Origin of the sequence: Serratia sp. X10 (assembly GCF_017811775.1) — a bacterium.
Lineage (GTDB): Bacteria > Pseudomonadota > Gammaproteobacteria > Enterobacterales > Enterobacteriaceae > Serratia > Serratia ureilytica.
Genome location: NZ_JAEIOH010000004.1, coordinates 227,785 through 251,621 on the forward strand (window position 1 = coordinate 227,785; position 23,837 = coordinate 251,621).

Genomic DNA, 23,837 nt, shown 5'->3' on the forward strand with positions numbered 1-23,837 from the left:
ATCCTCGTGAATCCCCCGCATCCTTTACCGGATCGCGGGTCTTTTTATTTTTCGCGCTGAGATCTCCTTATGCAAAAATCTGACGGCCTTCTGGCCATTGAGAAGCCTCTGGCTTCACTGCCCCATACTCTTCGCAGTCTAATTCTTAAACGCCTTCGTAGTCTCACACAGTACGAGCCGGTTATTGGCATTATGGGCAAAAGTGGGGCAGGCAAATCGTCTCTCTGCAATGCCCTGTTCCAGGGAGAGGTCACGTCGGTCAGCGATGTGGAGGCCTGCACCCGCGATGTGCTGCGCTTCAGGCTCCGCAATGGCAATCACAGCCTGATGATTGTTGATTTACCTGGTGTGGGGGAAAGCGAGCAACGCGATGAAGAATACACTGCACTGTATCGCCGCATCCTACCCGAACTGGATTTAGTGTTATGGGTCATCAAGGCTGATGATCGGGCACTGTCAGTGGATGAACACTTCTATCGCAAGGTGATGCTGGCGTATCAGTACCGGGTTTTGTTCGTGGTTAATCAGGTCGACAAGGCCGAACCCTGTCATGAATGGTGTACCACCGATAGCACGCCTTCACCTGCTCAGCAGTTAACGATTGAGACTAAGAGAATCGCGATGCAGCAGTTGTTCCTGCCGCACCATCCTGTCTGTGTGGTGTCAGCCCGCACAGGGTGGGGCGTGGAAACCCTTGTCGATACTATGATGCATAGCCTGCCTGACCGGGCCACTAGTCCACTGACAACACAACTGCATGGAAGGCTCTGCACCGAGCCGGTAAAAAAGCAGGCACGTGAGCGCTTTGGCCATGCAGTTGATGAAATGATTGGCACTGTGGAGTCATCATCTTTTCTGCCAGAGCCTGTAAGGGCTGTGATTCGAACCGTACGGGAAGCAGTGGTGACTGTTGCCCGTGCCGTCTGGGACTGGATTTTCTTCTGACAAACCGCTTATGGCGGACACTCCCTGTCCTTGCTGCGCTCAATTAATGAGCAACCAACCCATCGATTAGGCGCAAAGCCGCATCATGGCTGAAATCCACATACTGAAAAAATACGCCTTCCCATGTCCATACCCTGTCCGACCCCTTCGTTACACTAATCACTTAATTTTCAGCCTGTTAACAGGATGGAGAAAATCTAATGTCCCAGACTGAGCGTCGCCATGAGCGGCTGGCGGTTCGGCTGTCCCTCATTATCAGCCGCCTTGTTGCTGGCGAAACACTGGATATGGGTCTTCTTGCCGCAGAGTTTGGTGTATCGCTCCGTACCCTCCGCCGCGATTTTCGTGAGCGACTGATGTACCTGGACCTGGAATATCGCGACGGCACCTGTCGTCTGCTTTCAGGTAGCCATCAGCGCGAACTGGCGGTGCTGACTTTTGCTCGTCAGTCAGGTGTGGAGGCCTTGTTTCCTGACATGGATAACCACATGGTCAGCTCACTGCTGAGTGGGCCCGGTGAGTCTCCGTGCCTCATATGGGCAGAATCGGAGTCATTGTCGCCGCCCAGGGCAGGCATATTTACATGCCTTGTCAGGGCCATATCAGAGCATCGTCGCGTGACGCTGCTGGCTGAAGGTTGTCGTTGCTCAGGGCTTGCACCATACCGCCTCGTACTCTGCGGCGGGCATTGGTATCTGACTGGAGAGCATCATCATCGCGTGGCAGTGTTTCCGCTGAAAGATATCCATGCGGTTACCTTGCACCCGGAACTGTTCGTGCCCGACCTTCAGATTCGTAACGTTCTCGCCGAACCGGAATTACTCAGAGCCCTCCCCCATTTTCACGTTTTTCACTCACTGCTCGCCAGAACTGGCGACGGTCTTTAACCTCATAAGGAATCATGATGAAGAAATTACTGACCACAACGGCACTGGCCGTCAGTCTCTGCGCTGGCGCTACCTTTCCGGCGTCTGCCGAAACTGTCGTGGGTACCGTCAAATTCTGGCAGTACATGCAGGCGGATGGCTGGAAATCGGCCGATGGCATGGATAACGACACGCTAAACAATACGCTCTATCAGGCCAGTGTGATTGGCAATTATCCCTGGACCAGGCAATTCCTGCTGCGTCAGCGTGGTGGTGGTGCTTATTTTCTCGCCGACAAGAAAACACATACCGTGCGCAAGCTGAATCTGAAACCTGCCAGCGGTTATTATTCCGACCTGACATCGGTCTATCAGGGTGAAGACCAGGGGAAAGGGTGTTACTTCACTATCATCGACACCCAGTATCAGTTGGAGCTGGTTAATGAACCTCACAGCAAGCAGGTGCTTGCTGCATTTCCGGAAAACTGTGTCAACAAACAGCAGCAGGCTGCCCTGGCGGCGAAGCGTTCTGCCTCAGAGCAGAAATTGCAGCAGTGGGTAGCCCAACAGAGTCTGGCTGAGTTGTGCCGACGAACTGGCAACTGCTGAAGCAACGGAACGGACGAATAATAAGGAATCTGCACCATGAAGAAATTGTATCCACCTGTGCTTGCCGTTCTGACAGTTATCGGTGCAATGATTGCCTCTGGCTGCGACAGCAAGGAAGATGCTGGCGTGAAAGCGATAGCCAGGTTTAAAGACCTGACTCCACCACCATTCAGCAAGGTTGTCTCGCATAAATCCGATATTGCCCAGGAATGGGTAAAAAAGGATGCCTTCGGTACACCGCAATATACGGTGATTAAAACCCGCCAGTCACCGGAAGGATGTGAGTCAGGCAATTATTACTACATTGCTGATATGCAGCAGAAAACGGTGCAGCCACTGATGGCAGCCCTGTGCCTTGCGGACAATATCACTCTGAGCTTCAGAATTGAAACCGACAGCTATACGGGAGAAAAATCGGTGGTGTATTCGCACGATGGCAAGGAAATGGGAAAACTCTATCTGCCGGAGAATCAGGAGAAAAATCCATGAAGAAGCTGAAAGGCGTTATCTCAGTTTTCGCTCTGAGCCTTTTTCTGCTGTCACCGGCTCAGGCCGAAGAACAGCGTTACATCAGTATCCGCAACACAGACATGGTCTGGGTGCCAGGCAATGTCTGCGTCTGGCAGTTTCGCCTGGACAACGGCGGAAGTGGTGAAGGATTCGGGCCTTTGACACTTTCCCTGCGTCTGAAAGATAAAGGGGGGAACACGCTGGCCATGGGGAATATGGCAGTGGCTGCATTTGGCGACAGCGATGCCACTCGCTCTCAGGAAGCCTCGCTGGAGAACGAATGCGTGGAAAACGTTAGCTCTGTCGAAATCATGAAGGCAACAGAAGAGCGTAATGGTTACCAGATTGACCTGCCACTTTCCGTTTTCGACCCACAGTACTACCGACCTGTACAAGTCACGGTTGTCGGTGGTAAGGCATCTTAGCCGATTTGCCATCTGTTTGATTCAGCCCCTGTCGCTAATGCCACAGGGGCTTTTTATTTTAGGGAGCCTGTATGACTGAACTCACTGAATGGCCTGATGGACCGTTTACTCGCCAGCAGGCAGAGGCGGTTGCGTCTCAATATTCCAACGTTGCTATAGAGGACGACCTGGGGACACATTTCCGTCTGGTTATCTATCATGAGCGTTGCATGGTCTGGCGAGCCTGGAACTTTGAGCAGGATGCCGGTTACTGGCTAAACAGGTATATCGCTCGTTATGGCATCCGCAAATTCCCTGCATAACCATAACCATAACCATAACCATAACCATAACCATAACCATAACCATAACCATAACCATAACCATAACCATAACCATAACCATAACCATAACCATAACCATAACCATCACCAGCGCATCATCGTTATAAACAAAGTCAGGCCACACCTCCTTCGGGAAGTGTGGCCTTTTGTATTTTTACCCACTTCATAAGGAGTTATCCATGCGATTAGCCAGCCGCTTTGGCCGTATAAATCAGATACGCCGTGACCGGCCTTTGACCAACGAAGAGCTGATGAGTCATGTCCCCAGCGTGTTCGGGAGTGACAAGCATGAATCTCGTTCAGACAGGTACACCTACATCCCGACCATTACCATCCTCGAAAGCCTGCAGCGCGAAGGTTTTGAGCCGTTCTTTGCCTGCCAGACAAAGGTTCGCGACCAGAGCAAGCGGGAACACACCAAACACATGCTTCGCCTGCGTCGTGCCGGTCAACTGACCGGACATCAGGTGCCGGAAATCATTTTGCTCAACAGCCATGACGGCTCATCAAGCTACCAGATGTTGCCGGGGCTATTTCGAGGCGTCTGTACCAACGGTCTGGTCTGCGGACAGTCATTTGGCGAAGTGCGGGTACCACATAAAGGGAATGTTGTTGAGAAGGTGATTGAAGGGGCTTACGAAGTGCTCGGTGTGTTTGACCGGGTGGAGGAGAAGCGCGATGCAATGCAGTCACTGGCACTGCCAGAACCAGCCCGGAACGCCCTGGCGAATGCCGCGCTGAAGTATCGCTTTGGTGAAGACCACCAGCCGGTCACGGTATCGCAGTTGCTGACCCCACGTCGCCGGGAGGACTACAGCGATGACCTGTGGACCGTATACCAGCGCGTGCAGGAGAACCTGATGAAAGGAGGTCTGTCAGGGCGAACCGCTCAGGGGAAAAGCAGCCGCACCCGTGCTGTTATCGGCATTGACGGCGATGTGAAACTCAATCGCGCCCTGTGGGTTATGGCAGAAAACATGCTCGAATTTTTCGGGCGTTAAACAACCGTTCCGGCATAAGGAGATAGTTTAATGGATACCCACAACCCTGAGTTTGCTGAGCAGGCAGCAATTACTGCCTCGGTAGTCGCTGACGAGTTACGTATCGGCTTCTGGCCAAAGCGCTTTGGCTCCATACCACAATGGATAACCCTTGAGCCCCAAATATTTGGCTGGATGGATCGTTTGTGCGCTGATTACAGCGGCGGCGTCTGGAGCTTTTACACACTCAGCAACGGCGGCGCATTTATGGCTCCGGAGCCCGACGGTGAGAAGTGGACGTTGTTCAACCCGATGAATGGAAACGATGCGGAGATGAGCGGAGAGGCTGCCGGTATAGCGGCCTGCCTGATGGCATACAGCCACCACGCTTGTCGCACCGAATGTGACGCGATGACTGAGCACTATTATCGCTTACGTGACTACGCGCTAAACCATCCGGAATGCAGCGCCATTATGCATCTAATCGACTGAGGAATACCTGACATGAATATCGCATTATCCCCGGTATCATCACAGCCTGAACTTTTTCCGCTGGCGGTTATGGCTCAACATGATTACCTGCTTACCGCGACATCCGGATTAACACCCTATGCTCAACGGACCATCCGACGCGCTACCAATCTGCTGGATAAATATCTGCGCCAGCCCGGTATATCCTTTACCTCAAGTACTGCTGCCCGTGACTGGCTTCGGTTACAGCTGGCAGGACAAGAACGGGAAGTGTTTATGGTGCTCTATCTCGATAACCAGCATCGTTTACTGGAGAGTGAAACGCTATTTGCCGGTTCGATTAACCATGTGCAGGTCCATCCCCGTGAGGTAGTGAAATCAGCGCTTCGTTTCAATGCTGCGGCCGTTGTGTTGGCGCATAACCATCCATCCGGTGATCCGGAGCCCAGCCAATGTGACCGCAACATTACGGGCAGGCTTAAAGAAGCGCTGGCACTGGTTGATGTGAACACACTCGATCATCTGGTTATCGGTTCAGATGGAATTGTGTCGTTTGCAGAGCGAGGCTGGATATGAGGGCACTTCAATGAAATCTACTGACTCAGAGAACGATTCATTTCTAAAATGGGGACTGAATTGTAATATGACACCTTGCTTTGGTGCTCGTCTGGTACAGGAGGGAAACCGGCTGCACTATCTGGCTGATCGGGCCTGCATTACCGGTGAATTCAGTAACGCAGAATCTTTGAAGTTGGATGAAGTATTCACACGTTTTATCCGCCAAATGGAATCGATGCTGACTATTGGTGAAATGAATCCTCGCCATGCCCACTGTGTCACCCTGTACCACAATGGTTTCACCTGCGAAGCCGATACCCTTGGCAGTTGCGGCTACGTATACATCGCCGTTTACTCCACCCATCGTTAACTACTTTCACAAGAGCAAATATGAAAACTCTACCTGCAACAAATCCGCAGGCGGCGAAGCTATGTCGGTCGCCCGTGGCTGTCTGGCAAATGTTGCTTGCACGCCTGCTGGAACAACATTATGGGCTGACACTCAACGACACGCCATTCAGTGATGAAACGGTAATTCAGGAACATATCGATGCCGGTATATCTTTGGCCGATGCCGTTAATTTTCTGGTGGAAAAGTACGGGCTGGTTCGTATTGATCGCAGGGGATTCGACTGGCAAGAACAGTCCCCATATCTGCGGGCAGTCGATATTCTGCGGGCGCGACAGGCAACAGGTTTATTGAAAGCGCGGCACGGTGAACATTGGGAATAGCCTTCCTGATTCACACTGCAGCTTTCCTTACTTATTTAATTTACTCATTCCAAAAAGCACCTGCCGATGCTGGTTGGTGCTTTTACTTATATGGACGAAATATCATGCAAATTGAAGCTGTAATTTTAACTGGGCACATTATCGCAAGCATAATCCGGGAATGCTGGGCCGTCGTTGTTGATGGTTTTGACGCATACTACGAACAAGCTTATGATCCAGCATAATTTCTTTTCCTCATGAAGGGACTGGTATGGGCAACAGAATGTGGATGATCCGCGGTGACGGCGGCAAGCTCTATGACGATTTTCGCGATAAGCAGATTGTAGGCATCGGTTGGTCTCAGCTGGCTCCATTAGTCAAACCCGGCCTATCCCGAGCCCAGTTACTCGCCTTATACCAGGAGGCTGATCCCTTAACAAAGCTCGGAACAGCCCGTTCTGGCGCATCGCAGGTCTGGCGTTTTGTGAATGAGATCCAAAAGGGTGATTGGGTTATTACCTATTCGCCAGCCAACCGTACTTATTTGCTAGGCAAAGTTACTTCAGACTTCCAGTATCATCCTGAATGGGTGGAAGAGGGGATGGGTATCGCTCGGCAGGTTAAATGGAATACTCAAGAAATCGACCGCGATAGACTGTCTGTTGCTACCAAAAACACATTGGGTTCCACGCTGACGGTTTTCCAGCTTCCAGAATATGCTCTAGAAGAGCTTTTGCAGGATAAGAAACCCACTGTAGACGCTATTACTCATAATCTAACAGCGACAGATGAAGATGAGGTCGTTTCTGATCCGCTTCGCGATGTGGAGTCGTTGGCGCGTGAAGGTATTAAAGATCGAGTTAATGGGCTCGATCCGAAGGAGATGGAGTACCTGGTTGCAGGAGTTTTACGCAGCATGGGATATAAAACACAGGTGTCTCCTGTGGGTCCAGATCGTGGGAAGGATATCATCGCATCACCTGATGGATTTGGATTTGAGAATCCACGTATCGTCGTTGAGGTAAAACATCGTAGGGAGCAAATGGGGAGTCAGCAGATTCGCAGCTTTATTGGCGGTCGCCATAAAGACGATCGCGGTCTTTATGTCAGTACCGGGGGCTTTACGAAAGATGCTCGCTATGAGGCCGATCGTTCGACGATACCTCTGACGCTTTGGACGCTTGATGATCTCGTCCGTGCTCTTATTGAGAACTACGAGCAAGTCGATATCGAGACCAAACTCTTGGTGCCTCTGAAGAAAACTTTCCTACCTGCCTGAATCTTGCTTTGATGGCCATATCGGTGTTCTACTGGTATGGCTTTATACCCACTCGCGATGTCTATTTTTTATACGGATTTTAACTTGTGGGTACAAGTGTGGGTATAAATAATTATTACTGCTTATAAACTACATTGATATCAGTCTATTGGGTGTGAAATTCGAGTCCGGCCTTCGCACCATTAAGTACCGCGCGAACAAGAAGCCACCGAGAGGTGGTTTTTTTGTGCCTGTAATCTGCCCGCCGCCACTACCTTTCTATTTTTACTCTGTATTGACCCATTTCTCATCCCCGTAAAAACTGGATCTTCCTGATGCTTTTCTAAGGCCTATCTGATTGACCTTAGAGGCTAAAGTGGCGTTTCATTGAAGCCTTTCGGATCAAGGCGTTCCAGGATGGAGCCACAACAGGAAGGGATCACGCAGGCGTTAACACCGGGCGAAGTCAATCTGGCGCGTTCGGTGTTTGGCAGCACCATTTTCTATCAGAACGTATTGGTTCACTGCGACAGCTACCTGCCGTTTGGGCTGCAGAATCAGTACACGGCGATGAGCCATGAGGCCTTCGAACGGGCCTCGTTGTGAGGACAGATAATGTCTACGGTTGTGGCGACAGCCCAACGAATTAATGAACTATCCAATGGAAAAAGTAGAATTTTATTCTACTTAAATCTACAAAGGAACGCAGACTGGTAATGTACCGCCTTAGTTACGTCCTTACACTGTTACCAGTTAGAACCCCTGTGTCAAATTTTATGGCCGCTGATTCCAACAGCCCGGGCTTTCACTGTCGAAAAACTCTATCATAATATTTTTCCCAAGATTGTCTTTGATCAATTGGTTTGCTCTATTGCAATATGCCTGATCTCCTCTAAAAACAGATACCGCGACTCGCTTTATGCCCGCCCTAGCCATTCGTTTTAGTAGATGTATATCATGCTCGCCCATTCCCCAACCTAGAATCACAAGATTTTCACGCTGTTCAGCGAGAACTTCACGGTAAATCGTTGAAAGATAAAAACTGCTATGAATCGAATTAACTTTCTGTTCATACGTTCCTTCGCTCACAAACAGCGGAACGACTTCCTCGCTTTGCCAACGTTCCAAAATAGATTCAAGCAACCCCGTGTTCTGAATATGAATTTTACTCTCCTGTTCGATACGATTTCGACACAATATAAGGCTGCCATGCGGATAAAAAACAAGCGTATTAGATTTTTCATTTATAAGCATCCCTCTTAACCGTTGCCAATCCTGTTCAAAAAGACCTCTTTTAAGAAAGCAATCCTTAAATCGGTGTTGATCATTGATATCCAGGCCATATGTCATTGTCCAGTAAACGATCAGGTCATAGTTAAGTGAAATAACAGTATTGAATCTTTTCAGAAATTCGTAAATATATGGCAGTTGTTCATTAACTTCATCATGCTCAGGATGCACATCTCGTACAGCCTGAATAAGGCATTCGCGGATTCGGAGATAGGCATCATGGGTACGGGCATCCTCAATTTCTAAAGATTTATTGACGTTAGATGCCTGCCAAACGATACGCAGAATAAGTTCAAAATCTTTCGTTTTAAAAAAGTCAAAAAGCCTGCGTACATCTTCCTCCAGACTCTCTCTTTGCGTGACGTATTCAAGTAGGGATCCATACGCAAAACGAGGACTGACGGCGATGCTTGCACCGTTGCCCAGTAAAATGGTTCCATCGTATCGTTGTGCTAGCTCAGACCAAGGGGAAATGGTAAACGACATTTTAGGTATCAGCTCCAGTAGTGAGTATTTTAAATAAAAGACATTTTACAGCGAAGGTGCCGACTATTTGCATTTTTTCTTCCTCGTTTCAATAGCCATAATTTGATGAAGGAAAAAAATATCTTTGTTTTCAATTGGATTATAAACTTTTCGGCTTAAGCGCGTACATTTATTCATATGGATATTATCTTCATGATTTTATAAACTACCTAGTTAACATTATCTTTTCAGGAAGTAGAGTGATGCTCCGATTCAGTAATATTATTTTATGGTCCAATAATGAGCGTTGAAACTGTCATGGATAACAATCATTTAACGGAACCTTGCGAGGCGGGGTTCAGTTTCTATGAGTTTTTCGCGGGCGGCGGTATGGCCAGAGCTGGGCTGGGAAAACAGTGGCAATGTCTGTTCGCCAACGACATGGACCCGATAAAAGCATCGACCTACATCGACAACTGGGGAGATGAACATTTCGATATGCGCGATATACGCGAAATTGACCCTGATGACCTGCCACACCATGCTGATTTAAGCTGGGCCTCGTTCCCTTGCCAGGATTTATCGTTGGCCGGTCATGGACTGGGGATCGGCGAAAGAGACTCCAGCGGGGATGAAACCACGCGGTCCGGCGCGGTATGGCCGTTCCTCGATTTGATAAGCAGGCTCGGCGAGGAAAACCGTAAACCGCCGATTCTTGTTCTTGAAAATGTTCTTGGGTTGTTGACGCTGGATCAGGGGAGCCATTTCGCTGCGATATGCCATCAGTTAAGTAAAACGGGCTACCGATATGGCGCAGTAATCATTGATGCAAAGCACTTTCTTCCACAGTCCAGGCCCCGTGTATTTCTTATGGCTATTAGTCGCCATGTTTCTATTCCCGAAATTTTGGTTTCAGAAGAACCTTTGTCGCAATGGCATTCACCTTCGCTTCTTCGCGCCTGCGATGCACTGGCGGATGATGTTCGTAATGACTGGATCTGGTGGTCGCCTGGCAATATACCAGACGCCAGAACGAAGGAGTTGGACGACTTAATCGATTTTGAAGACGAAAATGCGCAATGGCATTCTGTCGATGAAACACAACGGCTTATCAGTATGATGGCACCGGCGAACTTGGCGCGTCTAGCGAGCGCGCAGGCATCCGGTACGACAAAAACTGGCAGCCTTTATTTACGCATGCGCAAAGAAAAAGGCGTCAACAGGCAACGGACTGAAATTACGTTCTCAGCCGTTCTTGGTTGTCTTAGAACGCCAAAAGGCGGAGCTTCTCGTCCTCGTATTATCGTTGTCAAAGGCGAGCAGGTGAAAACGCGCTTGTTGTCGGTCAAAGAAGCGGCGGCGTTAATGGGGTTGCCGGACGATTTTATTCTCCCAGTGGCGTATCATTCTGCGTTTAAAGTGATCGGCGATGGCCTTGCCGTTCCTTCTGTTAGTTTTCTGGCCGAACGCATTCTAGAGCCACTCGCGATGGCAGTCCGAATTAATACCCAACAGATGGAGGATATTCGCGAATGAACTGGACGTCGCTCGTCACGCCCGATGGTTGGGAAAGTAAACTGATCGATTATTTTCTCCGGTTCGGTGCTGACGGCGACGCGCAAGATATTCGCTGGTTTGAAGTTACGCCAGTGACGCTTGCGGCAGCGTTCGCTGACAGAGGCATTACCGCGGATGAAATTGAAGAAGCATTTCGAACCTGTATGTCTAAAATACGAGATCTGCCGCAGCGTCTTGAAGGCGGTATGATGGAAAAGTCGACTCGTCGATCGCCCGGATATTTTACGTATCTTGTCATGACGTTGCTTATTAGTAGTCAATTCGACGCACAGGAAGAACGTAATGATTTTCGTCTGAAGTTACAGAACTGGTTGGGAACCGGGCATAGCTTTCAGAACTTATCTGGCGTCAACGCGATGTGGGAGGCATTAGCCGAATGGCTGAATCAACGCATTCAGGAAGGCGAACCCTACAGGCGCCTTGTCTTGCCGCCGCGGGATGGCTGGGTTCAGATCGGTCACACCTTGCGGTTGGCATTCCCGAATAGAGCCGATCTGCGCCTGATGAGTGAATGTCTTGAAAGCCATCCGCAAGCCGCCGCTAGCCCACGCCAGTTAATAGAATACTTTCAGATTGTTATTCAGAGACAAAGCGTTTCTCATGCGCTGAAGGAGGCTTTCGCCGAATTCAGAGATGCGTGGTTGTTGGGGCGTCGCGCACTGTTTGATATGCCTTTCTGGCGCCTGCGTCAACGGGCGGTCGGGATATCGTCCTGTATAACGACGCATCAGTCCATCATTGATATGTATGTCGACTTCGACGGTTCGCGGTGTTATTTCAGCAGCGCGGACGAGAGAGGAGAAAGCGTTTTTCATCCTACGTTATCCAAAGCCCTTAGCGCCCACTACGCTGAGAACAGCGAAAATCTGGGAAAAGCGACGCAGGCCGGATTATTATTTTTTTATGAGATCGGAAATGGGCGCTGGAGAGCGAAATCGTCTCCTGAAGTATATTCTCAACGGTTTCATATCGCCTTATCCAGTAAACATTCTGTACAGATGAGCAAACGCCTCAATGGGTATATTGCAGAGGATGAGTGGGTTTTAACGACCCAGCCGCTGAACCAGGTTTCAGCGATGGATATATTCCGTTCACTAAGATCCTCTTTGGTTATTCAAGATGATGACGTTACGCGCCCTCAGCTATACGGTGGAATACGCGTACCTGGCGGATGGCTGGGATTACCGGCGTTTTTGCCTTCTGTTGAGTCAGATACGCGAAGCTACAAAATATATGCATCTGGAAATGATGGAGCGGGAACCAATGTTTCTGTAATAGATGGTCGTTTGATTTCTACTGGGTCGCTTAGTGGTGAGTTCTTTATCGAGCCGGTGCTTGAAGTGGGGGAAAAAATGCCGCCGTGGAGGCGTCGCGCGCGCTTTTTCACCCGCGCTGTACCACACCCGACTTTGGGCGAAAGCGCAAGATACCGATTTGAACCGCTTTATGACTGGTCGACGTCTGCTCTACAGGCACCGACGTTTAATTTCGAAGAACTGTTGCAGTGGGAAGATAACGAAGTATGCTGCGATCATCTTCTAGAGGCGATTTACGCCAGCGGAGCTAGCGGCTGGGAAGAAGCCGAATTATTTGCTCTTCTCAGGCATGTGGCCGACAACATCAACGTGTGGCATTTGATTCGTTGTTTACATCATGCGGGTCTGATCCAGCCACGCCTACGCCCTGGGTGGAAAGGTCGGGCATGGACGCTGGTTAAACCCTCGCTGCTTCATATTTGCAACGGAGAACATTCTCTGGTTGTTGTGGAAGGTGCTGTCTGCGCCAGTCTGATGGATGATTTTCAAAAAGCGGTTGCCGGGCTGGGCGGAGAAAGTTTCCGTCGTCGTGGCATAAGCTTCTGGTCGCCACCTGTATTTGGAGCTGTACTCGCTAATCCTGTTGCGTTATCTCAGCGTCTGGGATGGCCGCTTATCGAAGCCCCATCGTTATCCAATACAACACCGCTTTCACTTGTCACGACGGAACGCACCGCTGAACTACACGAGCCAGCGGCGGTCTGGAACTGGCGTTCGGGAATATTTCAGCAGGATGGCTCCCTAGAGAAAGAATCAGTGTCTCTGTCACTTCATATTCATCCTGGCGGGCGAGATCATGATATCTATCGGGTGATTTCCGGGCGAAAAACGATGCATTTTCTTTCCCGAACTGCCGCTATTATCACCGCTGGCGCGAAAAACCGGGAACCCGTGTTTGAACGCGTCGCCAAAAATCATCTGATATGCCTTATTAATGATTGCGGCCTACCCGATGCGCTGGCCGCGGGAATACGGCGTCACACGCTCAGAAACGGAGGTCCGGTGGAATCCGGTTATGCCTATCCTGTCGATGACGTCTCATTCCGCTGGTTAGAATCGCTGCTTCCGGGATGCTTCTATTCCCTCTTTCCACATGGGGAGGGTGATATAAACCGCTTAGTTTCCGCCAGCCGTCATTCCGGCGGAAAAATACGTACGATTTGGCGAAACGGTCGGCTAACGCTGACGCTGGGATGATAAGGAAAATTAAATATGAGCAAAATCCCTTTGTATCTTGGTCAATTTGATCGCAGAAATTATCAGTCTTATCTCAAAGTTATCGTGCAGGAAACACCTGTTGGTTGGCGCACGATAGAAAACCCTAAGAAATTGTTCCCTCGTACGGGAGAAGTTGAGTTTAACGAGACTGACACTTTGCAACTTCGTAAGGACGAATGGGCTGCTTTTCATGTTGGACCCGGCATACGCAACAGAGCTCAGGCGAAACATGCCCGCCGTATTTATCCTTATTATGATTTATCTTCCGGCCAGTCGTTATTGGAAGTGCGTCGCCAATTGAGTTTCAATGGCATAACGACAGATGGCGAACCAGGATTATGGGCTATCCGTTTTGGGCCGGATGGTCTGATTCTGGCGAATATGGCTGAGTCGAAATCAGGATATTTGATTCTGTCCAAAAGCCAGAACGTTTATGAATATGATTTCCATGAAGGTAGTGTGATTTCCGTATCCGGCATATCTGAAAGTGGAAAGTCGTTTTATATGCCCGATGTCGATGCATCACCTGCTCGGATCCATGACTGGACACCGGATAAGCAGTACATCGAAAACGTTATTCAACACCTTTCCTGCGCTGGTTTGACAGCCGAAATCGCTTCATGGCTCCGAGTGCACACAAATGAGCAAAATGGAAAATTAACTTCCGGCGTCGATGCTCTGCTGGCTGCCGCTCAAACGCTCCGGGCAGGAGAGTTGGCTAAGAAACTGGAGGAAGAGGATTCGCTGGCTCGTCAGTTTACCGAATCAGTGTTGAAGGACCAGCAGATTGCCTACCTTCTCGAGCATCAGATACAAAACATTGCGGAAGAAGAGCGAGTCGCGTTGCGCGCCGAACAGCATAAGGCGCTTGATAAAGAGTTTTCAGCTGAACGACTGCGACGCCGTGAAGCTATTGAAACGGAAATGACCGTTTTGAAGAAGACAAGGAAAAGCGAGATCGAAGAAGAGATCGTACAATTACGGCAGCTCGAAGAAGAAAAATTGCAGATTGATTTCGCAGAAAAACAAGCGGATATAGAACGAACGCTCAAACAGGAAAAAGTGCATCTCGAAAGCGAAATTAGCCGTCTGAAAGACACCCGCGCTGATTTATATGCTCAGAACGAAAATCAGCATCAGATACTGACTTCTCTGAGCTGTGAGCGTGAAGTATGTTTGGCGTCTTTAACAGATACCGAAGAACGTACTGCCCAGGCGAAAATTGAACTTGAAAAAATGGATATTGCTATTACTGAGAAGGCTCGTCGTATGGCTTACTCAGCGATTCCTGAAGTACGCCTCCCGGCGCAAGCGAGAGTCGTATCCTGTGAAGAATTCGGTCAGACCATCAGAGAGAACAAGTTGCTGACGCCCGACGGAAAGATACTCATGACGCAATTTCTGGTGTTGATGTTGGCCGGCGAGTGCCCGTTGTTATATGGCCCGGAAACACAAGACTTCCTTGCTATTGCCGAATCGCTGATTTCTTCAGGCCGCTCCATCCGACTGGTTGCTGATCCGACGATGATTTCCTGTGAGGATCTTTGGGTTCGCGCGGGGAATCATCTGGCGACGCCGCTTTACCAGGGGTTATTACTGAGTGGTGCCTCCCGTCCGCGAACGATTCTCGCTGTCATTGAGTGTGTCGAATGTTCCGGTGTGCGTTTCTGGTTACCGGCGCTGAAAGATCAATTACACAGCGGTGATTTGCCCAGACGCTTTCTGATTTGCGGCACCATTGAAAACGAAGATTGTGAAGAAGCGGAAAAAGCGAAAGAGAAGCATCTTCGTCTACGGATGGAAAACGTCGTCATTCAAAATGCAATTGCGTTGTGCCCCCTGCATCTTTCCCCGGAAAATCATAGCGAGCTGGATCCTGGCACTGTATCGCTGAGTGAGCTCCCGGACAGACTCACAATCGCGAATAAAATGTCAGCCGGGCGTCTAAATCTGGCAAACACGCTACGGGCGATGAGAATGGCGCATGAGGTCGGGTTGCTCGACGATGATAACAAAGTGATGCTTCAGAAGCGATTAGTCGATTTATATGCCGATTTACAGAATAACGAGCTATGCGCCCAATAGATTACAGGAGAAGGAAATCATGTTAGATCCCATTGGCGGTTTTCGCCGCATTCAGGACTTCTTCATTTCATATATAGAAACCAACTTCCGAATTGCCGATCCTTTCGTCGCGGCATCAAGACGCAATCTGCTGAACAGCAGCGGGGAATTTGCCGCAGAGCCATACATTGAACCTGTTTTACGGTATGAGTCTTCTGATAAAACGCTAGAAGCTCTGGCCGAGATGGACGGTGGGCCGCTGAATCGCTTGTCTCATAAAGGCCGTAAGGCGTTCGCTGAATTAGCGTTATCCGGTCTATTCGATTCGATACCTGGTGATGAGGTCTGGCCGCGTCGTTCGGTCCATGCGCCATATAGCCACCAGATTCAAATGCTGGAGCGAGGTATTTCCCCTGGTTGCCCTGGTATTGTTACATCGGGAACAGGTTCGGGAAAAACGGAAAGTTTTATGTTGCCTATACTGGCAGCACTATCGAATGAGGCTGTCAGTTGGGCCGCACCATGCGACGGTTATCTGCAAAACCGATGGTGGAATGACGCAGAAAAGAACTGGACTTCTCGTCGCGAAGGAGAAAAACGTCCGGCGGCGGTCAGGGCGTTGGTGCTCTATCCAATGAACGCTCTGGTTGAAGATCAAATGGCGCGTTTGCGTAAAACACTGGATTCCGATTACGCACGAAAGGTTATGGAGGATCGCTTCACCGGAAATCGGATCTTCTTCGGGCAATATACCAGTGCCACGCCGGTTACCGGCTACGCCAGCCATCCTCGTCTTTCCAGCGCCAGTTCAGAAAAAAGCCGCCGCGTCCGCAATCTTGAAAAATTACGTAAGGCGTTGAAGCGAATTGATAGCGATCAGCAGGCTGCGCGTGCATTCGACGAAAAAGAAAATCCTTCGGATAAGACCCGGTATATATTCCCTTCTACAGACGGCGGGGAGATGGTTTCTCGCTGGGATATGCAGGCAACCCCGCCTGATGTTCTCGTCACCAACGCCTCAATGCTGGGAGCAATGCTTTCTCGCGAAGTCGAAGACGGTATTTTTGATGCTACGCGCGACTGGCTGATGAAGAATGACGACGCGTATTTCTATCTGGTATTCGACGAATTGCACTTAATGCGCGGTTCCGCTGGCACGGAAACAGCGATGTTGATTAAGTCGTTGATTATCAGGCTCGGGTTGGACAACCCGAAACACCGCTACAAATTGCGTTTACTGGCGTCTTCCGCATCGCTGCCGATGGATGGCGCAGATGGCGAGCAATCACGAAAATACCTTCGGGATCTATTTGCGCCCTTCGGCACTTGCCGCGATGCTCTGGATCCCGGCAGCGTTAAGCCGGATTTCTGGCGTAATTGCGTCATTCAGGGAAAACCATATATACCATCAAAACCTGAAGGGAAAATCATCGTTCGGCCTTTCGCCGCATTAATGCGGGTTGCCCTTGAGGGGCAGGGAAATGTCGTTCGTAATCTAAACATGACGGATGCGCTTAAGCAGGCTTTGTCTAATGTCTTTCTGGCTCTGGGCGTGAAAGCGCAAAATGGCATGCAAGGCATTAAACAAGCAGCGGAAAAAGCAGCTGCGCTGCTGACCAATGCTTGTATAGAAGAAGGCTGCGAGTTGCCGCGAGCGATGCCGCCGGAGCTAATCATTGATAAGATTTTTCTTAAGGAAGACACGGATAATCGAGATGAATTGGAATTAGCATTACGCGGATTAATGCTAATGCGCGCGTTGCCGGAATCCGGGATAGATTGCGAGAAACCCGCCAACGTCACACCAGCTTTTCGCGTTCATACATTCGTCAGAAATATTGAAGGCTTCTTCGCCTCCGTATCGCCGGGAGAGAAAAAGGCGAAATTCGCCGATTTTTGCCTGGAGCGAGGCCTGTCGCATGCGCCATCAACACCAGACGGAAAACGTGGTCGCCGTTTGTTCGAAATGCTGTATTGTGAAGCCTGCGGTGACTTGCTGCTCGGCGGCCAGAAGGGACAGAATGAAGGCTTGACGGTAGAACTGCTGCCATCAGCGACCAATCTGGAAAATCTTCCGGAACGCCCCGGTGCTGAATATTACGATGATATGACGCTGGATGAGTTTGCGGTTTTCTGGCCTGTTGATATAGTGGCTGAAAATCCCGCAGGCAGCGAAAAAGGTTGGGATGTATGGGAAAAAGCGGAGCTTAATCCTATTACCGGAATTGTGACTGTCGGGCAAGACGCATCGGCGACGAATGCCGATTTAGTTCGAGGGTATCTCTATTTCCAGAAACCGACCCCGAGCAAAAAAGGTGAACCAGCAAAAAAACCTTCCGCGCAGCCTTTTTGTTGCCCGAACTGCGGTATCGATTATTCCAGTCGACCAGCAAGCAATCGTTCCAGAACCCCCATTCGTGCATTTCGTACAGGTGTGACCAAGTCATCCCAGCTTGTGGCAACAGAGTTATTTGAATTGCTGCATGCGATCGGCGCAGAAGCCAAGAGTATTGTTTTTTCAGATAGCCGACAGGATGCGGCATCGATGGCGCTGGAAATCGAACGATTGCATTTACGCGATCTACGCAGGGAAATTTTGATCACAGCCGCCAGAGAGATGATCCGCGAGGCTGAAGACGAGTATATTTCTGAAGACAGTATTGATGAAAAAATGGATTTAGCTCTACAAGTTAAAGACATGAATGAGTATGTTCGATTACATGAACTTAAACAAAACCAAGCGGGCATTGCTGACCTATGTAAGTACAGGCGGGTAAAAATCGATAAATTGCTGGAACCAGAAGGCGATTCCATCGGAAAAGTATCCTCCGAACTGGCTGGGTTGGGAATATCGCCTTACAAATATCGCCCAAGCGCTGATGGGGATGGTAGCGACATCTGGTACACCAATTTTATAAAAGAAAAAAATGTCGTTAAATATCATGAAACGCTTTCTTCATCTGTTCGATTGGATCTGAAAAGGAAGATATTTGATACTCAGTATGAATTAATTGATGACGTCATTTTTGCCAATACTTTCTTCGCATTGGAGGAGACGGGATTAGCGTATCCATGCATTTCAGATATAGAGGATACGACCGAGCTTGATGCCTGGTTAAGGGTGTTTGCTGGCGTTTATCGCGTTAAAGAAAATAAATATTTTGATCCCGAAAATCCTGCTGAATGGAATGAAGGGAAAGATGTGACCAAAGAGAAAGTAAAGCGTGCTGCCAGAGCTTTATTTGGCGAGAGCAATTATCTGGATAATTTAACGCAAGTCTTAAATCAGTTTGCTACCCGAGGGCATTCAGCTGGTTTATTTAATATCGGTAAATTATATCTCAAAGTAGCCAAACCAGGTGATCCCTATTGGCAATGCAGCAACTGCGAGCGGATCCACTTACATTTAGGATTTAAGCGTTGTACCCGTTGCACGAAACTGCTTGATACCAAATCCAAAGGCGTCGTTGAAACGTTATGGGAAGACAATTTTCTTGGCAAACGTATAGTGCGAGGTGAGCGGGACGGTGTTAAACGCTTCCGGTTGAACGTCGAAGAGTTGACGGGACAAACGGATGATTTTTCGGATAGATTACGTAAATTCAAGGGGATTTTCGTTGATGAGATGAGCGAGCTTGAAAAGCTGGATGCTGAAATCGATATGCTTGCCGTCACCACGACGATGGAAGTCGGGATTGATATTGGTTCGCTTCAGTCAATATATCAGGCCAACATGCCGCCCCAGCGATTTAATTATCAACAGCGTGTCGGTCGTGCAGGACGACGCGGCCAGGCATTTTCTTTTGTGATCACATTTTGCCGCGGACGTACTCACGATGCTTATTATTTTGCTCATCCTCATGCGATCACTGGAGATCCGCCGCCTCCGCCTTTCTTGGCTGTCGATCACGATGCTATTCCCAAAAGACTTTTGCGGAAAATCTGGCTTAGGAGCGCGTTTAACTATTTGCGCGGAGAATGTCACAAAAACAAAACGACTTTCCCTGGCGATAAGCTCATTCCTCCTGATGTTCATGGCGAATATGTTTCAACGCATGATTACTATCATGATGATAAAGCGAACTGGGCCAAACTATTGTATCGCGCGCTAGAGGCAAATAAGGACATACGGGAGCGCTTTATTGATGCAGCAACATTTGATCCCGATCAGCGTCGACGCCTTTATTCCGAAATTAACGCCGAAAAAATAATTGAAGAAATCGGAGAACTAGGACCTTCCGCGCCTGACGACAATACGGGACTTGCTCGCTTTCTGGCCGAGCGAGGTCTGTTGCCGATGTATGGAATGCCGACTCGGGTACGTAACCTTTATCTGGGGTTGCGCAAAACAAAAGGACCAAATGGTCAGACTGAATACGAATGGTCAACAATGGATCGCGATCTTGATCTTGCGGTTTTTGAGTATGCTCCTGGTTCGGTATTAATTAAGGATAAAAAAAAGCATCAGGTTATCGGTTTCACCGGCAATTACCGAGAACCTCAACTTCGCGACAATCGAGTTTCAGATCTCTCAACGGCATGTTCATGGGATGAATCGAGTCACTACGTTGCAATTTGTCAGTCATGCGGTTCCGCAAAACTTGAACAAAATGAGCCAGTTAAAATGATTGATTGCGAGGATTGCGATACGCCTATAAGTCCTGATGAATTCGAGCTTTATGTTACGCCTGCCGCTTTCCGTACGGATTTCGAGCCAAAAGATGACATGGACAGCTTCACTCGTATGTCGTTGAAAACTACGGCAACCGTATTGCATAAGGGTATCCCAGAAGATTGTGGTCCTTTTAAAGTGCGGCGCGGCGGTGTTACTATTTTGCGTCTGAATGATGGGCCGATTAACGGTGAGAAGGAAGGCGAACGTTTTACTGTTAATTTAGCGACGGACCAAAAGGTGCCGATTCCTTTAGCTACCTACTACTCGCCAATTAAAGGGAGTCAAGCGATTGATTCAAACTGGGCCGGATTACGCAATAACTTTAGATGGCGGTGTACTGGCGAAAAGAAAAAGTTTGGGCTTGTATCAAGCAAAGAGACAGAATCGCTTCATATTGAATTAACTAAATTCGATGCACGCCTTAATCTGGATATGGTCGCCAGATACGGCAAATACATGAATTTGCCTACGCGCGCGGCAGCTATCAGTGCGACCCAGATATTGACGCATAAGGCTGCGCTCTATCTAGATGTTTCACCTGATGAATTTGAAATGCTTGAACCCCGACTGCATCGTGGTAAACCTATCTTGCAAATCGCCGACGCGTTGATCAATGGTTCAGGGTTATGCAGACGACTTGCCGAGCCAGCCATCGCTGGCGGTCCGCCTTTGATCGTTACATTATTGCATGAGATTCTGGAAGATAAGTTCGTCTGGCCAATGGTAGACTTTCTGAAGAAGGATCACCCTGCTCAATGTCAAACGGCCTGTTACAAGTGTATACAGCGCTACGGTAACCGCCGGTATCACGGTTTACTGGATTGGCGTTTAGGAATGGCCTATTTACGGGCTATGGTTATGCCCGAGTTCGCATGTGGCCTGAACGTCGCCGATTGGAATCAGCCAGAGATGGAAGGATGGCTAAAAAGAGCGTTTGAGTTAGCGGAAGACGTCGAAGCTCTACGACCAGCAACGATCAAATTGTCAAAAGAGTATTCGTTGCCTGTTCTTATCGAAATACAGGATGGGAAAGAGCTTCGGAGAGCGGCTGTAACGCATCCTTTATGGCAATGGAGAGATGGCAAACGTGATGCACTGATTGACTCTTTTGGATTGGCTGATGGGGAGTCGCCACTACTATTCATTGATACATTTGAGCTGGAAAGACGACCGCTGCGGGCGCTGGCGAATCTTAAACCGAGTTAGAATGTCAGCAACAATGTAGATAATTACTGGCTGATGTTTTTTTGCTGAATGCGCTTTCATATCGAAAGCGTATTCATGCAATAGTATGACATCGCAAGGTTTATGATAGATACTGTCACTCCGGCTAAACGGTGCCATGTCTAGGGCTAAGTGAAGAGAATTCAACGTGGAGCGAATTGTTAGATTAGGCCTGATGATATATGCAGTAAAATAAATGAAATTTAGTTGCCTAAAAATACATTATCTCTGTGATAAGCCAGGTGCTTGTTGTCTGGGTGATAATATAACGGTAACCGAATTCTTTTCCCTTCATAATTTTTAAAATTATTCATATAAATGCTACTTTTTAACTTCTTAATCTGCGTTGATAATACCAACTCCAACTTATCATCAAACGTAATGAGCCCACGATCAAAAGCTTTGTCATGCAGGCTGGACAAGCACAATCCGTTACTAGGGTTAAGGCGCTGTTCGATTGAGTGACTCCAAGGCAGGATATGGCTAGCAACGAGCAATGCCGGTTCTTCTAGGCCAGTGACGCAGCAGCGATATTCGTACGCTTCCAACACATTTTTGCGAAACAGGTTTTGGTCTACACGTGTTTTGACTGTAGAGAACTTATCTCTGCCACTGAAATCTTTTTGCTCTTCATCAAAATCAGGTACGGCTGGTTTCTCCAAGTGTTCCATTGCCGTTTGACATTGCTGATTGAACAGATCCATATCTTGGCTCATTTCTTTCCACAGCTCGCGATCGGCATTGGAAGCTCCTTTCAAACCACTTCGGCCAGATTCGATGATGTACGGATCCAAGCTTGCGAGATTAACCAACTTCATCGCGAGTGCCGAGGGCATGCGTCCGATCAATTTTGCATAGTGTATTATTTCGGGATTCTTTGAGTGAAGCTTGCCGAACGGAATCTGACTATACAGAGTGAAGGCGATCAGTAATTCTTCCCTAGTCCAAAGTTTTGCGGCAGCCATATATCAATACCCAGCAGTTAACTCATCGATTTACCGAATGCGTTAACTATGCCAGGTAGGGGAGGAAATGCCTACCTTGATGAATGCTTTTGTTGTGATATGTCAGTCAGATCTATTGGAAATTGTGGGTGGGAAGGGCGATGAGCATCGCCCTGATTGCCATTTACGTTAGCCGCAGGTTTCCATCTCCCGCAGCGCACGCCCATACAGGTTACACAAAGCCGGAACCAGATGCGCCGTGGCGTTGAGATAGCGATTCAGCTGTTCCCAGCTTTCGGCATCCAGCTGCGGGTGCTTTTGCAGCAAGTGGCCAAACAGCATCAGGCCGTGGCACAGCCCTTCAGCCTGCTCGGCAGAGAGGGCGGCCAGGTCTAAGAGTTCTGAGGGATTGAAAGCGCTGAGATCGAGGTGGTTAAACAGTTGGCGATAGAGAGTGAGGGTGTTGGGGATGGTTTCAGAAGCGTTGGGTAAGTAAGTGTTTTCCATATCGGCTATTTCCATTGGGAGAGAAATACCGCTACCAGAAGAGACGCTAAACTCGGGTGGTAGCTCGAACGGCGTTAGCGTACCGGCCCCAACGGATACCGGCCTTCCCGGAGGAAGCACCGCCCGAGCCACCATTGTTTGGGTGCGCATCGGCATGCTCGAATTTATACCATATCCGAACAGGGTTGGGGGATTCGGAACGCTAACTCCGGCTGCGGATTTTGCCGCAGCGGAAAAACTATAACGTTATCAGTAAAAGGAAAAAATAAGCTGTATGGAATTACAGTTTATTTACTTTTAGGATTGGAATGTACCTCGCAATTCGGCATATCATCTTTGCGTCGAACTATCAGTCATCCATTCATGGATTAAATTTCTTCCTTAAGATTTATAAATATTCGAATATGATGAAAGCTAATTTCTTACTTATCGCTTTCGGTGCAGCATTACTGAGCGCCTGCATTGGCGATCGTCTCGATCAGCGCTATGTGCCGGACATCCCTATCGCCGCCCATGCTAAAGCGAATGGCGACATCTGCATCTATCCGTCACCAAAGGAAAACGAAAGGCCAGATACGCTCTATATCAGTGGTGATTTGGATGAGAAATTGATTGAGGTGGTGAATCGGGATCTGAAAAAGGGCATTTGTGTTACCCAAGAAGATTACCCGTTTCAGGAAAATTATATCTACAGCATGAGGCTAAATTTCGTACCGATTGAGAAGCGCAGAAATCTGCAGGATGTCTCCGGCAGGGCCTTTATCGCTCACTTCAAAGTGAAAAGATTCAATAATCACTTTGCTATTGAAAACATCCAATAACGAGGCGCTTTATTCAAATAACAGTGCTTCAGCACTGTCCGAATCTCACAGATAAGGTGCAGGTCAATTTGGCGTTAACC

General features: G+C 48.7%; 21 protein-coding genes. 18 read left to right on the plus strand and 3 right to left on the minus strand.

What is annotated here, in order from left to right; genetic code table 11:
* The first annotated feature begins 69 nt into the window (after window positions 1–69).
* The 13 genes from J9788_RS15355 to J9788_RS15415 all read left to right on the plus strand — a co-directional run bounded on the left by J9788_RS15355 (window position 70) and on the right by J9788_RS15415 (window position 8,261).
* Window positions 70–945: a GTPase family protein gene (locus J9788_RS15355; RefSeq protein ID WP_182265201.1), complete on the plus strand. Its 876-nt coding sequence runs from the start codon at window positions 70–72 to the stop codon at window positions 943–945.
* Between the two features lie 200 nt (window positions 946–1,145).
* Complete coding sequence (locus J9788_RS15360) at window positions 1,146–1,832, plus strand: WYL domain-containing protein (RefSeq protein WP_182265202.1); 687 nt, start codon at window positions 1,146–1,148, stop codon at window positions 1,830–1,832.
* A 17-nt stretch (window positions 1,833–1,849) separates the two neighbouring features.
* The gene (locus J9788_RS15365; RefSeq protein ID WP_064324656.1) at window positions 1,850–2,419 is read left to right on the plus strand and encodes a hypothetical protein; all 570 of its coding nucleotides are present in this window, start codon (window positions 1,850–1,852) and stop codon (window positions 2,417–2,419) included.
* 36 nt (window positions 2,420–2,455) lie between these two features.
* Window positions 2,456–2,908: a YfjS/YafY family lipoprotein gene (locus J9788_RS15370; protein WP_182265203.1), complete on the plus strand. Its 453-nt coding sequence runs from the start codon at window positions 2,456–2,458 to the stop codon at window positions 2,906–2,908.
* Window positions 2,905–3,354 (plus strand): IrmA family protein, encoded by a 450-nt coding sequence (locus J9788_RS15375; protein WP_182265204.1) that lies wholly within the window; start codon window positions 2,905–2,907, stop codon window positions 3,352–3,354. Before J9788_RS15370 ends, J9788_RS15375 begins: the two co-directional genes overlap by 4 nt.
* 71 nt (window positions 3,355–3,425) lie before the next feature.
* Complete coding sequence (locus tag J9788_RS15380; RefSeq protein ID WP_182265205.1) at window positions 3,426–3,656, plus strand: DUF905 domain-containing protein; 231 nt, start codon at window positions 3,426–3,428, stop codon at window positions 3,654–3,656.
* A gap of 200 nt (window positions 3,657–3,856) precedes the next feature.
* Window positions 3,857–4,678: a DUF932 domain-containing protein gene (locus J9788_RS15385; RefSeq protein ID WP_182265206.1), complete on the plus strand. Its 822-nt coding sequence runs from the start codon at window positions 3,857–3,859 to the stop codon at window positions 4,676–4,678.
* Between the two features lie 30 nt (window positions 4,679–4,708).
* Entirely contained in the window at window positions 4,709–5,149 is a 441-nt protein-coding gene (locus J9788_RS15390; RefSeq protein ID WP_060175537.1) for an antirestriction protein, read from the plus strand.
* 12 nt (window positions 5,150–5,161) lie between these two features.
* Complete coding sequence (gene radC / locus J9788_RS15395) at window positions 5,162–5,704, plus strand: DNA repair protein RadC (protein WP_017880113.1); 543 nt, start codon at window positions 5,162–5,164, stop codon at window positions 5,702–5,704.
* 10 nt (window positions 5,705–5,714) lie between these two features.
* Window positions 5,715–6,056, plus strand: coding sequence for a type IV toxin-antitoxin system YeeU family antitoxin (locus tag J9788_RS15400; protein WP_182265207.1), 342 nt, complete (start codon window positions 5,715–5,717; stop codon window positions 6,054–6,056).
* A 20-nt stretch (window positions 6,057–6,076) separates the two neighbouring features.
* Window positions 6,077–6,418 carry a TA system toxin CbtA family protein gene (locus tag J9788_RS15405; protein ID WP_182265208.1) on the plus strand — a complete coding sequence of 114 codons (342 nt, stop codon included), beginning with the start codon at window positions 6,077–6,079 and terminating at the stop codon, window positions 6,416–6,418.
* A 250-nt stretch (window positions 6,419–6,668) separates the two neighbouring features.
* On the plus strand, window positions 6,669–7,676 hold the full coding sequence (locus tag J9788_RS15410) for a restriction endonuclease (protein WP_047041139.1): 1,008 nt from the start codon (window positions 6,669–6,671) through the stop codon (window positions 7,674–7,676).
* A 396-nt stretch (window positions 7,677–8,072) separates the two neighbouring features.
* Complete coding sequence (locus J9788_RS15415) at window positions 8,073–8,261, plus strand: hypothetical protein (protein WP_182265209.1); 189 nt, start codon at window positions 8,073–8,075, stop codon at window positions 8,259–8,261.
* A gap of 168 nt (window positions 8,262–8,429) precedes the next feature.
* Here J9788_RS15415 and J9788_RS15420 read toward each other — a convergent pair whose 3' ends face one another.
* Window positions 8,430–9,431, minus strand: coding sequence for a DUF4917 family protein (locus tag J9788_RS15420; protein ID WP_182265210.1), 1,002 nt, complete (start codon window positions 9,429–9,431; stop codon window positions 8,430–8,432).
* Window positions 9,432–9,710: 279 nt separating this feature from the next.
* Here J9788_RS15420 and J9788_RS15425 point away from each other — a divergent pair, with 279 nt between their 5' ends.
* The 4 genes from J9788_RS15425 to J9788_RS15440 are packed head-to-tail and all read left to right on the plus strand — an operon-like array spanning window position 9,711 to window position 21,467.
* Window positions 9,711–10,946, plus strand: coding sequence for a DNA cytosine methyltransferase (locus J9788_RS15425; RefSeq protein WP_182265211.1), 1,236 nt, complete (start codon window positions 9,711–9,713; stop codon window positions 10,944–10,946).
* A complete protein-coding gene (locus J9788_RS15430; RefSeq protein WP_182265212.1) occupies window positions 10,943–13,501 on the plus strand; it encodes a hypothetical protein in 2,559 nt (852 codons plus the stop codon). Before J9788_RS15425 ends, J9788_RS15430 begins: the two co-directional genes overlap by 4 nt.
* Window positions 13,502–13,516: 15 nt before the next feature.
* Window positions 13,517–15,607, plus strand: a complete 2,091-nt coding sequence (locus J9788_RS15435; protein ID WP_182265213.1) for a hypothetical protein — start codon at window positions 13,517–13,519, stop codon at window positions 15,605–15,607.
* Window positions 15,608–15,626: 19 nt separating this feature from the next.
* Window positions 15,627–21,467, plus strand: a complete 5,841-nt coding sequence (locus J9788_RS15440; RefSeq protein WP_182265214.1) for a DEAD/DEAH box helicase — start codon at window positions 15,627–15,629, stop codon at window positions 21,465–21,467.
* 221 nt (window positions 21,468–21,688) lie between these two features.
* Here J9788_RS15440 and J9788_RS15445 read toward each other — a convergent pair whose 3' ends face one another.
* Both J9788_RS15445 and J9788_RS25120 read right to left on the minus strand, forming a co-directional pair.
* Window positions 21,689–22,450 (minus strand): HNH endonuclease, encoded by a 762-nt coding sequence (locus tag J9788_RS15445; protein WP_182265215.1) that lies wholly within the window; start codon window positions 22,448–22,450, stop codon window positions 21,689–21,691.
* 168 nt (window positions 22,451–22,618) lie between these two features.
* Window positions 22,619–22,936 (minus strand): hypothetical protein, encoded by a 318-nt coding sequence (locus J9788_RS25120; RefSeq protein ID WP_241427885.1) that lies wholly within the window; start codon window positions 22,934–22,936, stop codon window positions 22,619–22,621.
* A gap of 308 nt (window positions 22,937–23,244) precedes the next feature.
* Here J9788_RS25120 and J9788_RS15455 point away from each other — a divergent pair, with 308 nt between their 5' ends.
* Window positions 23,245–23,757 (plus strand): putative T6SS immunity periplasmic lipoprotein, encoded by a 513-nt coding sequence (locus tag J9788_RS15455; protein WP_016929247.1) that lies wholly within the window; start codon window positions 23,245–23,247, stop codon window positions 23,755–23,757.
* Window positions 23,758–23,837: the final 80 nt, after the last annotated feature.

Bases quoted from the DNA above. Each gene is read 5' to 3' on its own strand.
- J9788_RS15355 (WP_182265201.1), top strand. From the start codon at position 70: ATGCAAAAATCTGACGGCCTTCTGGCCATTGAGAAGCCTCTGGCTTCA.
- radC (WP_017880113.1), top strand. From the start codon at position 5,162: ATGAATATCGCATTATCCCCGGTATCATCACAGCCTGAACTTTTTCCG.
- J9788_RS15415 (WP_182265209.1), top strand. From the start codon at position 8,073: ATGGAGCCACAACAGGAAGGGATCACGCAGGCGTTAACACCGGGCGAA.
- J9788_RS15445 (WP_182265215.1), bottom strand. From the start codon at position 22,450: ATGGCTGCCGCAAAACTTTGGACTAGGGAAGAATTACTGATCGCCTTC.
- J9788_RS15435 (WP_182265213.1), top strand. From the start codon at position 13,517: ATGAGCAAAATCCCTTTGTATCTTGGTCAATTTGATCGCAGAAATTAT.
- J9788_RS15385 (WP_182265206.1), top strand. From the start codon at position 3,857: ATGCGATTAGCCAGCCGCTTTGGCCGTATAAATCAGATACGCCGTGAC.
- J9788_RS15390 (WP_060175537.1), top strand. From the start codon at position 4,709: ATGGATACCCACAACCCTGAGTTTGCTGAGCAGGCAGCAATTACTGCC.
- J9788_RS15375 (WP_182265204.1), top strand. From the start codon at position 2,905: ATGAAGAAGCTGAAAGGCGTTATCTCAGTTTTCGCTCTGAGCCTTTTT.
- J9788_RS15380 (WP_182265205.1), top strand. From the start codon at position 3,426: ATGACTGAACTCACTGAATGGCCTGATGGACCGTTTACTCGCCAGCAG.
- J9788_RS15430 (WP_182265212.1), top strand. From the start codon at position 10,943: ATGAACTGGACGTCGCTCGTCACGCCCGATGGTTGGGAAAGTAAACTG.
- J9788_RS15365 (WP_064324656.1), top strand. From the start codon at position 1,850: ATGAAGAAATTACTGACCACAACGGCACTGGCCGTCAGTCTCTGCGCT.
- J9788_RS15420 (WP_182265210.1), bottom strand. From the start codon at position 9,431: ATGTCGTTTACCATTTCCCCTTGGTCTGAGCTAGCACAACGATACGAT.
- J9788_RS15455 (WP_016929247.1), top strand. From the start codon at position 23,245: ATGTACCTCGCAATTCGGCATATCATCTTTGCGTCGAACTATCAGTCA.
- J9788_RS15400 (WP_182265207.1), top strand. From the start codon at position 5,715: ATGAAATCTACTGACTCAGAGAACGATTCATTTCTAAAATGGGGACTG.
- J9788_RS15410 (WP_047041139.1), top strand. From the start codon at position 6,669: ATGGGCAACAGAATGTGGATGATCCGCGGTGACGGCGGCAAGCTCTAT.
- J9788_RS15405 (WP_182265208.1), top strand. From the start codon at position 6,077: ATGAAAACTCTACCTGCAACAAATCCGCAGGCGGCGAAGCTATGTCGG.
- J9788_RS15440 (WP_182265214.1), top strand. From the start codon at position 15,627: ATGTTAGATCCCATTGGCGGTTTTCGCCGCATTCAGGACTTCTTCATT.
- J9788_RS15360 (WP_182265202.1), top strand. From the start codon at position 1,146: ATGTCCCAGACTGAGCGTCGCCATGAGCGGCTGGCGGTTCGGCTGTCC.
- J9788_RS25120 (WP_241427885.1), bottom strand. From the start codon at position 22,936: ATGGAAAACACTTACTTACCCAACGCTTCTGAAACCATCCCCAACACC.
- J9788_RS15370 (WP_182265203.1), top strand. From the start codon at position 2,456: ATGAAGAAATTGTATCCACCTGTGCTTGCCGTTCTGACAGTTATCGGT.
- J9788_RS15425 (WP_182265211.1), top strand. From the start codon at position 9,711: ATGAGCGTTGAAACTGTCATGGATAACAATCATTTAACGGAACCTTGC.